Source organism: Bernardetia sp. ABR2-2B, assembly GCF_037126435.1.
Taxonomy (GTDB): domain Bacteria; phylum Bacteroidota; class Bacteroidia; order Cytophagales; family Bernardetiaceae; genus Bernardetia.
In genome coordinates this window covers 3,408,424-3,421,474 of sequence record NZ_CP147020.1, presented here as the reverse complement: position 1 = coordinate 3,421,474, position 13,051 = coordinate 3,408,424, and the positions used below count along the sequence as shown (strand labels likewise).

Sequence of the window (13,051 nt, the reverse complement as noted above, 5' to 3'; positions counted from 1 at the left end):
ATATTGTAAGCTGCGTAGCTGCGTCCTATTGCTATTTTTAACATATATTTCCAAGTTTCAATAGAGCGCAGCTACGTAGCTTTTTATATGTTTAGCCTTATTTTTTCTACAAATAGAACGCTGCGATGCAGCTAAACTTCATTACAAAAGTGAGTGAAAAAATAAGCAAACTCTAAACACCCTACCCTAAGAGTTTTTAGAAAGTTCTTAGGATTTTTGTATATAATAAACCTTATCACGGTTGATTTTGTAAGAAGTATTTGTATCTTCAGTTCCACTGAACTGAATAGCCGTATTTGGTGGTTCAAGCAATACAATGATTCTTTTCTGGGGAAACGAAGGCACATGAAGAATCAACCGTGATAATCTTTAATTTAGTTTCTGATAAGTTTTTTTGTAATACGTTGCTCATTACTTTTCAATTCCATAATATAGATTCCTTTTGGAAAGTTTTTTAAATCTATTTTTCCTTCCAAAAATGCCTCTTCTTTATCAAAAACTTCTTGATAGACGACAAAACCTAAAGTATTATACAAAGAAACAACTTGCTTTCCTTGATTTCTATTTTGGATACTAAAAGACACAAATTCTTGAGAAGGATTCGGATAAACATTCAATTTATTCATTTCATAAAAATCCAAATTTGCAGGTTTTTTGAAAAGAAGTGTAAATCGCTTTGCATTATTTGCTTTTTCAGCTACAAATTCATACTCCTTGCTTTGCTTTAAGTCGTGAAGTGTTTGGGTAAGCGAATCATAAAGGTATAACTCACTCAATGAATGAAAATATTTTATTTCCTCTACACTAATTGTATGTACTCCAGCTTCAATAACATTGATAGCTAAAGGAATAGTTATGTTTTTATCAAAAAAGTCAAGTCCATTAATTGCAAAACTTTTGCCTTTATTATCATAGGAATAAAGTGTAGAAAAATTACTATTCGCTTTATGAATCTTAATAGCATCATACTTCCAATCGAAGTTTTGAGTTGCTCCTTCTATAAAATAAATTGCTGTCTCATCTTTTTTTCCATCTTTAGAAATAGATAATTTGACAACACCTTCTTTTAGATTTTTTGTTTGCTTTGTTTTAAAAAAACGAACATCTTGATACACTGTCGGACGATTTTCATTCTTGAACACTAGCGTTCCTATTGGTGCAGTTGCTTGTACAAAAAAACCTTGTCCAGCAGCAATATCTTTCGTCCCTCCATTAATACTAACGCCAGTTCCTGCCACATAATATGCAAAAGTACCTTCATATTGACTTGTCGGAATATCATAGTAAATAGTGTTCGAAACATTGCTGTTTCCTGAATTACTAATTACTTTTTCCCAATCTAAAGGCGAAGGAAATGGATTTCCTACCAAATTAAAACCATCTTGATTAAGAGCCATAATTTCTGCTCCTCCACTATTTGTAATGGTTAGAGTTTGAGTCCCATTATTTAGAGTTCCATTGAATTTTAATGTTTGAGAAGTAGTAATATTTGCTTGATACCCTTTTCCAACTTCTAAAAAAGCACTTGAATTATTAGTTGGAACTTTATAATTGGAAATAAAATTCCCGTAAAACTGACTTGTTTTTCTTCCTGCATTTGTCTCATCATATTGAAAAAAAGTTGGGTATGGACGTACATAAGCAGGTTCGGAAGCTGTATTATAAGTTGTGTTCAGAACCAAATTCATAAAAGGTGCAAACTGACTAATTGTGGCATCTGAAAAAGGAGAAGACAACAAACGATAACTTTTCCCATCAAAACCAATATTATTAGAGTTAGGAATAGTAGAAGGAGTTGGTAAATACCTTTCCATGATTACATTGCCTTCGATTGTATTTGTTTCAGATTCATTTATTACCATAGCTGTTTTTTCTGAAGTGGAACGTAAGGCGAAGTCTGTGTTTGAATTTACTTTAATTTGTCCAGTTGTTTCTAAATGCACCAATTCTGAAACACTCATTTTCCCTGCAATTGTAAGCTTGTTTCCATTATTTATTTTGATTTGATTTATTTCTATTTGGCTGTATGAAGTTGCATCAGAAGTGAATGTCAAACTTTTATCAATGACTACATTTTCATCATAATTACGATAAGTTAATATCTTTAAAATATCATCTGGGTTTGCTTCGTCAGTGGCTGTTTGTAGAGAATTATATAAAGATAAAGTAGTTAGGTTTTGAATATCAGTAGCAGAAATCACATCAATATAAGCTGCTGTCAAACTAGGAGTAACTCTAGAGTTATCAGAACGAACCAAAGATGTAATAGGACTAGCAGAGAAAGGCAAATCAATTCTACTTCCTGTACTTACAGAAGATTTTACTTGGAAATCTATAGATATGACAGTTTCATTTTCAAAATCACTTGCAGTGGTGGTTATCCACAAAAGCGTAATTTTATTAGAAGAAGTACGGTATCTAAAACCGTCCAAGGTAGAAGTAACATTAACGAAAGACAGCTTATTTTCATCAAAGTCAATAGCCATTTGTCCTCCTTTTACATCATCTGCTATCAAAACATAAGTTATTGTAGCTGTTTGATTTGGAATGCTTTCTGTATTTGAGCCTATCAAACTTTGCGCCTTCACTTCAAAAATAAATGAGCAGAAGCAAATAAGAAAAAAGATAATTAAATATTTCATAGTTTTAAATTTAGAGTTAAGAAGGTTTTTACAAAAAGTAGGCAGCAGAAAATGCCACCTACTTTAATTTTTATTGAATTTACTGACTAACTTTTATTCTATCACTATTTTTTTGACAGTAGAAAAAGAAGGAGAACTGATAATCAAATTGTACATTCCCTTTGCAGCATTTGGAAGAATAACTTGATTCTTTCCTACCTCAATTTCTGTTTCAAAAATAGTACGTCCTGTGGCATCAATAATAGATACGAAACCTATTTCTGGACTATTGATAAAGAATGTTCCTTTATTTGGATTGGGGAAAATAACAATCTCATCAGTTATTTCTTCTCCTTCTTCTGAATCTGTTTTTAATAAAATTGGATAAGGAATTTTATTTTCATTGACATATTCAAAAGAAGTAATATTGGCTTTTGGATTATTTGTAATAAATGACAGTAATACTGTATTTTCATTTACAAACTTATCTCTACCACTACCATCCATACCAAGAACTGTAAGTTTGTTTTCTCCACTTCTGTGTTTCAAATCAAAAACTTGTGAAGTAAGCTCTTTACCTTCTACCTCAAAACGAGCAGAAAATATTTCTACATCAGCTGTATTGGTAGTAATAAAAGAAACTCTGAACTCTCCGTTTCGTAGCTGTTCTACTTTACGCTCTACATGAAGAGGCAACATTTGTATTCTATCTGTCGGTCTAGCATATTCAAAGTCTAAATCACCCAGCGCAATTGCAGTTACTTCAATTGTTGTATTTTCTGTAATTGTTCTTGCAGGAATTCCTTCTGTATAACGAGGCGAAAAGGGATTAGTAGTCGCATCAATGGTAGTAAATACCCAATCTGGAGTATCATTTCCCCAAGGGAACTCATCTCCAAAGAACGCATTGATGATCCTGTCTAAATCGTCTAAAAAATTTTCATTATCACGATTTACATCTCCAGCGATTTGAATATACGAAGGATATTCTCCCTCATCTGCAATTACTAAGTCGTTTGCAATGGCGATATCAAGGATTTCTACAAATTCAGCATGAGAAATCGTGAAATTATCCTTTTCTACTAGAGCAGAAAATTCTGTATCAACCGAGTAAGGGATAACTACTTCGCCATCTGTATTTGTAGTGTAGATCTGTCCATCTACAATCACTCTTGTATTATTTACAGGCTTACTATCAGCCGTTTTTACTCTTACAGTTACATCTGCTAAAGTAGCCAAACAGATAGTTCCGTCTATTGATTCTATATCAAGTCTATTTCTGTCCTGATCAATGGCAGCTACTCTAGTAATCTCTGCTGTAATACAGTCTTCGGCTGTACTGCTTCTTGTTACTTGGACTTTCAATAATTCATCTCCAGAAGTCAGACCAAAAGAAGAACCATTATTACTAGAAACAACTGCTCTAAGCTCAAACACATCAGGAGCTATTTCATTGATTCTGTGACTAATAGCAAATGAAGAAGGTAAAACCTCAATTGTAGTAACCCCAGTATAAGTAACATTAAACGTAAGATAAGAAGCAAGTGGTGTATTATCTCCTTCTAATGTATAACTCTGTTCTACTTCGTTTTGATTAGAGATTACGTTGTTTGCTTTCAAAAATAAGTCACTTGTTGGTGGAGTAATAGTAGGCAATGTTGTAAAAAAGAAATCCTCAGAGTATTCAGAACTTCCATTCAGACAGGTTGTAGAAACAGATACTTTATACATTGTATTTGGTTCTAAATTCTGACTTTCAAATGAAGGAGACACAGTTGATACCAAGACAGAATAGTCTTCATTAGCTTTAGCTAATTTGTAAAGATATTTCATATCATTAGGCTTTGAATTCCAACTTACCAAGGCACTATTTTCTGTTATATTTGATGCTTCAAAATCAACAGGAGTATCACAGATAGATATATTTTCTGTTCCATTTCCACTTAAACTTGTCGTAAAGACTAAACCATTACCATAATTGATTGTCAGAATACCTAAATGACTACCAACTCTTGTAGGCGAAAACTTGACCATCAAACGATAGCTACCTCCATTTGAGAGAGGAATATCAGAAACAGGATTTACGAAACTAAAACCAACACCATCAATAGTAGCATTTTGTATAGTAATACTATTGCTATTCGGATTTGAAATTGTGATAAATTTATCTATTTCACTCCCTAAATTAAGGTTACCAAATTCTATTGTATAACTATCAGAAAATATTTCTCTATTATTCTCATCAAAGAACTGTAGGTTAGTTTGCTGTTCTGCTTCTTGAATATAACGACGACGAAAGAACCTTTCTGGATCGTTAGGTGCAGCATCTTCATTTTCGATTTCAATTTCCCATATTTTTTCACTAGATGTGGTGTTTGGAGGGAAATCAAAAGCAACTTCTGTAAAGCCACCTGCCCTCAAATCAGTTCCACTTGAAGGATTTACAACACTAGCAACAGTAGTTCCATTTAAAGTTGTCGTAGAAATCCAATCCATAAGCTGTTGCCCGATATTATTTATATAAATTCCTGTAAAGCTTTCTCCACTTGCAGCAATACGACGAGACTCATTTGGCGCATTTCTTACATCCAAACGTGCAGCAGTAAGAATAGGCGTACTCCCTTCTTGTGTATAAATAAACGTTTTAAAGCGATTAGGGTCAGAAGGAGCAGCTTCACGATTTTCAAAGGTAATTTTCCACTCACGGCTACTTGTAGTTGTATTTTCTGGAATCCAAACATTTAGATTTCGTGTTCCATCTCCTACAAGATTTCCACCACTAGGATTTACAACAGTTGATACACCAGCATTATTTAGATAGGTAGATACTGTCCATTCCATTGTTTGGTCTCCAGGATTATCTATGAATGCTTCCCAGTTTATACCGTTTGCAGGAATTGTGCTGCTTTCTGAACGCATATCTCTGATTTGCATTTCGGCAGGGTCGTTTTGAACTGCTCCTGCCTGTACAATTGGAATTGTTCTTACTATTCTTTGTGGCAAATTATAACTTGAAGGAATTCCATTCAATCTAAATTCTGTAATAGTAATAGTTCCTCTTCTCTCTACACTAGATGTATTTTCAGATACATTGATTCTTGTAGATGAATTTCTAGCATAAAATCCAGTACCAATACTAGGTGCAGAAGGTGTGAAAGTAATCCAAGGTTCAGAGGCTTGATATGTCACAATCATATTCGCTTCAATAGTTCTGTTTTGAAAACTAGAGTAAGCAGGGTAATTCATAGTGGACTCACTAATAGTAATATATGGGTTTTCTATAACTACATCTTCTGAATGAGGGTTATAAGTTTGATTTTCTTGAGAAGCCACTACATGAATGTCGTTTTGGTTGTTCCCTCCCTCTAATACAAGTTTGTAACCTCCAGCATCTGAACGTGTCACATGATGAACTAAGGTACTGTTATCTAATGTAAGGGTACGAGTCTGACCAGCAAAAAAACTCACATTTCTTCCTTCATTATTCCAAACAACCAATCTTTCTCCAGAAGGTGATATAGCTACCAATTGTAGCCATTTAGAGATAAAAGCACTAGTAATATTTTTAACTCTTATGATAAACTGTTTGGATTGCCCTATCGTCCAGATATTATAAGGAGTATTATGATTTGAAGTAATTTGATAATCCATAAACTTCATCGGCTCTTGGATACGAAGAGTAATATCTGATTCATTCAAAAGACTGTAATAAGTATTCCAATTCCAATGTAGTCCTGGGTCAGTATGCCCATTTATGTTGATACTGGCTGGAAAATTAGTATGCCCCAAGACTGTATAGCTTTGCCAATCTGAAAGTGCATAAAGTCCTGTTCCGTTATAACATTTTTGCAAGTCAATATTATGTCTTTCTGCTATTGACTTTGTTACATCAGCAGAACGTTCAAACATTGCTTGTGTAAACCAAGCAGGGTTGTCTACATAGCCTTCATGCCCTACTCCAATAGTAAAAGGATTTGCACTTCCTACATGCCAAGCTGTATTATCTTCATTAACAAATTGTACAACTCTATTACCATCTGAACTAACTAAATAATGATAAGACACTTGATTTGCAGCATTAGCAAACGTATAGAGAACACTTCTAAAGTTACCTTGTGGCACGTGAATAGCGACCTGTGAAACAGTTTGCGTTCTTCCTAGTCTAAAATTAGGAGAACCTATCCACTCTGCCGAAGAATAATCAACAGCTTCAACTCTAAATACAGCATTTTCTTGTTTTGCTAAATTAATTTCATTTACTGAAAGTAAAGATTCAACTTCTACATCCTTCCAAATAGGAGTAATATGTAATTGCTGATTCATTAAGCCTTCAGAAAGAAATTTGTGCGTATCGTATTTCAAAATTGCGATAACATAAGCTGATGCCTTTGCATTAACATCAATACCTGTCAAACTAACCAAAGCATTCAAATAAGCTGTTTTTTCTGTTAGACCATATCCATTTTGGAGTTGGATTCCAACGTATTGCTCAATCCATTTTGCAGTAGCTAAAATAGTTTTTTGAGGTGAATTTAATAACTCTTCCTCTGTAAAACTTGAACCTAGAGCTACCTCTGAGAGTGTGTTTTGAAAAATGCCTTTACCATCAGCATACAAACCAAAGAGAGTGAGTGCTTGAGGAGCTTCGTCATGTCCATGTTGTTGATAATCTTGGGCTTTGATATGTCGTAATCGTGTTTGTGTCCAAGAAAAATACTTCAAAAGCTCTTTCGGAACTCCTGTTTCATTTTGTGCCTCATCAAAGTAGTTTTCATACTCTGATGTAAGCGTTTGTGCTGATAGATTTGGCAAAACACCAAAAAGTAAAAGCAGAACTAATAAAAAACGAGATTTGTAATTCATAATAATCGTAGATTTTTACATAAAAATTTAATAAAGTAATTGATAGATTAGTTTTATGCTTTTATCAAATTTCAACTAGTAGAAAGTGACTCTGTAGTAAAATTATATTTTTTGTTGCTTCATTTTAAAAGCAATGTTACACTAATTTCAATATGGTCAGACTACTATTTTTGTAAAAAGAAGTTAGCAGAAATAAAAGAAAATAAATTTGATGTCTTTTTTTTCCTGTAAAAAAGTAGGTAGTATATGTATGTAGTCTTCTTTTTTTATTATATTTATTTTCTCAATTCTATCTTTTTTTACAGAAAATTTCCTTTTAATTACTTTATTATGTCTAAACCACCACGTGATATTCCAGCACCTCATGAGATTCAGAAGTTTCAAGAACAATTAGAAAAGTATAAAGATAAAATGGAAGAGTTCAAGACAGCTCCAGATGTTCCTACTAAAAAACTAATGGACATATATCCTGTGTTACAAAAAGAAAGAGGAATGCTTATAAAACATTGTTCTACTGCTAAGAAGATGAAAAAGTATGACCATGCTAATGACCTTCATATAAAAATATATGAACACTTCATGGAAAATAATCTGCTAATTTACTTGGAAGGGGAGTTTCGGGAAGTTTTAATAAAAAGTTTAAAAGAAAAAAATAGAAATGCTTATGTACATTCTCACAATGCTATACAATTAGAAGGGGAGTTTACATTTATGTTTTACAATAGTTATGATGAGGAATTAGAAGAGAGAGAGTTAATTCTCACTTTAGATAAAAAAGACAAAGACGTTTTTGATGTAGTCTTAAAACGAAATATTGAAGATGGAATGGAGAACAGTAGTTTAGTAGGAAGAGGAGAAATTACTGAAGATAACCATTTAGAATTAAACTATTCAGAGAAAAATAATTATAAACAACATGCAGTTTTCAAACTACCTCATAGAATTGAAAAGAACTATGAATTGTTGGTTGGCTCATTTTTAGGAAAATATCAAAGTATTCAATACCACCATATCGGAGTATTGATAAACAAAAGAAATACAGAAGATAAGGACGATATAACTATACTAAAGAAAAATAATCAATTTTGGGATAAAGCACACCGAACTCATTATTTTTTAGACAATGCAGCATCGAAGCTTTACTTAGATAAAATTGATGATAGCTTTATAGAGCTTAGACATACCTTTGAAGTAGAAAAATATTTACCGATTAACAAATCTAAGCGAAAATTACTTTCTAAAATCGAAGGTAAATATAGGTTAGTATATATTAATAAAAAAAATCAAATTTATTCTGATGCTGTACTTACCTTAAAATTAAATGATAGAAATTTTTTATCAGCAGAGTATTGTAACAATAGAACAACAACAAACATGTACGGTTGGGCTGGGGTTTCTGATGATAATATATTATGTATTTATCTTTATTTAGAAAGGGGAAGTACACCACAACATCTAATTATAAAGCTATGGGACAAAATAGAACCATTCGAGCATTTAATAGGTCTGCTTCAAGGTTCTTACTCTAGTTTAATAGACTCATTTGTTTGTGTTTTAGTAAAAGAAAAAGCTGACGAAAAAGAGGAAGAACTAGAAGCAAAAATAAAAGCATTAGAAAATATTTCTTCTTTTTGGGAAGTTGCCAAAGAAAGAATAAATGAAATACATGCACAAGTGAAGGATTATAGAAAGTTAGAAAATATCACACCTGAAATATTAGGTATTCCAGTCAAAAGTAATAATCAAGGTAAGATTACATCTAAACTAGAAGGAACATACAAAATTTACTCTCGTTCTCGCAACTCTAAAACTAATCAAAACCACGATATTAATATAAACTCAGCATGTATAAAAAGAGAAGGGAAAAAACTAAAATCTTATGTACAAGGAAAGAGTGGTATACACGAAGGGTTTATAGAGAAAAGAATAAACTTTTTTCAAGTGCGTTCCATCAGAAATATTGATTTTGAAGAGCAAGATGTTTGGGGACTTTTTACTTTTACTATCAATCAGTTAGAAAATATAGAATTATTTATTGGTTTATATACAGGACCTACTTACAAAAATGAGTTTGTAGCACAAACAGAAATTTGGTATAAAGAGAGTAAAGATATTTTGGAAGATGTCAACATGTTAGAAAGTAGAAAGATTATTTCTATTCAAGAAGCAATTAGTAGTAACTTAGGTTTAAATATAGATACAGGTAGTTTAGGGTTAGACATAATTTCTTTCTTAACTACTTCTCCTAAGGATTTATACGCTGAAACTAAAGATGCTATTTCTACTACAAATACATTAAAAGAATTTTTAGGAGAGAAAATAGTACCCAAAAAATTTTTAGGAAATTATGTTGCTTACTACCCTCAACCAGTTAAGAGAAAATACCAAGAGGAGGTAGAAAGTTCAGAAAAATTGTATTATACAAGAGCATTTTTTGAAATTTTTACTGATGGAAGTGTTGTTTTTAAAAACAATAAAGCTTATAAAGGAAGTGTAAAAAGACAAAGTATAAAAGAGGATATATTTAGTGTTGAGCTGTGGTATCAAGAAGAAGAAAGTCTAACGATAGGCTTATATTTGGAAGATAGAATTTCAAAAGATGAAGTGCGAAATTTTGTTTCTGCAACTGGTTCTGGAATAGACCCAAATCATAACCTTATATTGTTACCTATTTTATTGATTAGAGAAGAAGCTGATAAACAAATTTCTGTTGAAGATAGAATAAAAATCTTGACAGACTACTTTGAGTCCTCTATTGTGAATTTTCAAATTCGTTCTCGTCGTGATGATGTAGAAGTAGCTTATCAAGATTATATCACAAAAACTATTTAAAAAATAAATATTGATTTTCCACTAGCTTTAATTCAAAGCATTTTAGCAAATGAAAAGATACTACAAACCAAAACCCTAACTCATAAAATCTCGTTTATCTGCTAAACTTATATTTGGGTATAAAACTGATATGAAAAAAGACGATACAAAAAATTCTAAAACAACTAGTAAAACATCAATGACTGATGATTTTAGTAGTTTGGATTTGAATAAATACAAGAGTAAACAGCAAAAAGAAACGAAAAATGTACTTATTCCACTTTCTAAGCAATCAAGAAATGGAAATAGTGATGATGATAAAAACAAACAAAGCACACACCAAGAACGTGTCTATAAGTTTCGTATGCAGCGTTTGCAGTATATCAAAAAAGATATTGGAACGACACGAAACCAAATAGAGAAGGCTCGTCAGCACGTCCGTAAGGATTTAATGCCAATAATTGATAGAATTGCAACTCAAAAATTTGAGTATGTACGTATTTTAGATGAAGCTTATGAAAAGCAATTTTTCACCTTCAAGCAAAAAGAACATATACGAAAACTCATCGAAGAGCGTAGTCATCAGCTTTTGCAACAGTATCGTTTCGAACCTGCTCGTAAGATGTATAAAAAGTATGTTAAGCACAATAGAAATTTGGATACAGATGTATTCAATTCGGCTAGTGATGCAGCCAAAGAATTTGCAGAGGCTGTAAATGATTTACTTTTTGATTGGAGAAAAGACAGAGAAAAAAATAAAAAAAACGGTAAAAAACGCTTTGATATAAATGATGACTCGGATGATTTAGGTAGTGATAGTGAAGGATTTAGAATAGAAGACCTTGATAAAGGAAACAAAAAAAGAGTTGTTTTTCATTCAGATAAAAAAAATAAGCCATTCGATACTGCACAGGCGTTACGCATTCTATATACTCGTCTTGCCAAAGATTTACATCCCGATTTGGAACAAGATGAAAAGCGAAAAGTTGAAAAAAATGAGGTGATGCGCCGTCTAACAGAAGCCTATAAAAATGAAGATTTGTATGAACTTTTACAAATTCAGTTTGAATATAATGCTGATAGCTCTGAGAATTATACAGATGCACTTCCAGAAGAACAGCTAAAGGTAATCAATGAGACACTGCTTTCACAAATCAAAAAATTACAGGAGGATTATAAAGAAATGACTGTTTTTGGAGAAGATGCTATTTTGTATCGTCAGTTTTGCGCTCCCAATGACCCAAAAGGAGAAATGACAGGTATAAAAGTCAATCGCCATAAAGAAGAACTAGTTTTTGAACTCTTGGACCTAAAAGATGAAATGCAAATGGTTTTGAATAAAGAAAAATTTGCAAACTACTTAAAGAGTTTATAAAGACCTAAAACAATAAAGACAAACAAATTCTTTTGATTCTATCTACAAGTTTCAAATTTATATCATTAGAAAATGACTGAAAAACCATTACCAACAATAGAAAAAGGCGATTTTTATTTTAATAAAGAAGGATTAATGGTTTTTACTTCCCAGTACCACTCAAAAAGAGGGTATTGCTGTAAAAACGTATGTTTGAACTGTCCTTGGAATTATAAAAAGAGAAAAAAACAAAGACAAAAGTTAGATTAATAGCTTTCTCTTATTAGCATATAATCATCTTCTACATTCAATGTTGTATCATTAAACTCAAGGGCATTATCTAACAACATAAAATCTTTCATGATATAAATATCGCCTTCCCATGTCTTGTGAAACTCCCCTGACTCGTCATAGCTACTCGTCCAAGTAGTAAATAAAACACGCCCTTCTCCTTGGTTATTTACCATGACTTTCTGAAAGTCCGTTTTCATCGACAAATAATTGTACAACATCGGAACGCTCATTCCGTAAAACGCTTGTGCATTATACAGCTTTCCCTCCTCAACCACTCTAAATTCAGATTTTACGTATAATTTTCCATTGGCATAAGGAAAATTAGTTGTTTCTTTACGCATATATTTCTTAGAGTGAAAATCTATAACTCGGTGTTGTAAAAGCCACGTTTTGGCTTCCAAACTAAGCAAGGCTGTATTCCAAACCAAAGGAAGTGTATTCTCTAATTTCCAAACTTCTAATTCAGTATCTGAATAAGCATCAGAGCCGAGCGCACAATCTTTACACTCCTCAGAAATAATATTGTAATGATAGGCTTGAAGACTGTCTTTTAGTAAGTTTTGTGCATTTTGAGATAAAAAAATAGATTCTTTATTTTCTGCTGAGTTATAATTTGTTCCTATCATTTCTTGACGAAAAGCATCAATACGTTCTCTTAAAGACTGACTTTTTTCATAAGCATACTCCATACTTTGAAGATGTCTTAATGAATCTCCTTTTGCTTGTTTCCAGTTTATCTTAAAATAGCCTATTTTATTTTTATCTTGTTGATAAAGACTAAAAAACTCTCTCAAACGCTCATTTGACTGCCCTACTAAAGCTGTTGTTTGCTCAAGCGTTTGTTTGCGTGAAAAAATATCATAACCCAAACTTAGTGAAACAACAAAAAACAAGACCCATAAAACCAAAGATGATGTAGTTTTTTTCATAAAAACAAAGGGAAAAGAGAAATTCAAAATTAGATGCTTTTTCAAAAATACAGATTCAAAAAACGATAAACAACAATAATTGATAACAATTAAAAATTACCAGCTATGTATTGCATTTTTAATTCATTGATTTTCAGAATATTATTTATTTGAAAAGAGTCATTTATTTAACTCTTCTT

6 protein-coding genes are annotated in these 13,051 nt (G+C 32.1%); 3 read left to right on the top strand and 3 right to left on the bottom strand.

Annotated elements, in window-relative coordinates:
• Nucleotides 1-374: 374 nt before the first annotated feature.
• Together WAF17_RS14470 and WAF17_RS14465 are read right to left on the bottom strand one after the other, a co-directional pair.
• Complete coding sequence (locus WAF17_RS14470; protein ID WP_338760914.1) at nucleotides 375-2,642, bottom strand: T9SS type A sorting domain-containing protein; 2,268 nt, start codon at nucleotides 2,640-2,642, stop codon at nucleotides 375-377.
• Between the two features lie 93 nt (nucleotides 2,643-2,735).
• On the bottom strand, nucleotides 2,736-7,484 hold the full coding sequence (locus WAF17_RS14465; RefSeq protein WP_338760911.1) for an N-acetylmuramoyl-L-alanine amidase: 4,749 nt from the start codon (nucleotides 7,482-7,484) through the stop codon (nucleotides 2,736-2,738).
• 330 nt (nucleotides 7,485-7,814) lie between these two features.
• Here WAF17_RS14465 and WAF17_RS14460 point away from each other — a divergent pair, with 330 nt between their 5' ends.
• The 3 genes from WAF17_RS14460 to WAF17_RS14450 all read left to right on the top strand — a co-directional run bounded on the left by WAF17_RS14460 (nucleotide 7,815) and on the right by WAF17_RS14450 (nucleotide 11,919).
• Nucleotides 7,815-10,316, top strand: coding sequence for a hypothetical protein (locus WAF17_RS14460; protein ID WP_338760908.1), 2,502 nt, complete (start codon nucleotides 7,815-7,817; stop codon nucleotides 10,314-10,316).
• Nucleotides 10,317-10,446: 130 nt separating this feature from the next.
• Complete coding sequence (locus WAF17_RS14455) at nucleotides 10,447-11,670, top strand: hypothetical protein (RefSeq protein WP_338760905.1); 1,224 nt, start codon at nucleotides 10,447-10,449, stop codon at nucleotides 11,668-11,670.
• Nucleotides 11,671-11,742: 72 nt separating this feature from the next.
• Entirely contained in the window at nucleotides 11,743-11,919 is a 177-nt protein-coding gene (locus WAF17_RS14450; RefSeq protein ID WP_338760902.1) for a DUF5522 domain-containing protein, read from the top strand.
• Here WAF17_RS14450 and WAF17_RS14445 read toward each other — a convergent pair.
• On the bottom strand, nucleotides 11,916-12,872 hold the full coding sequence (locus WAF17_RS14445; RefSeq protein WP_338760899.1) for a hypothetical protein: 957 nt from the start codon (nucleotides 12,870-12,872) through the stop codon (nucleotides 11,916-11,918). The genes WAF17_RS14450 and WAF17_RS14445 overlap by 4 nt on opposite strands.
• Nucleotides 12,873-13,051 lie beyond the last annotated feature (179 nt).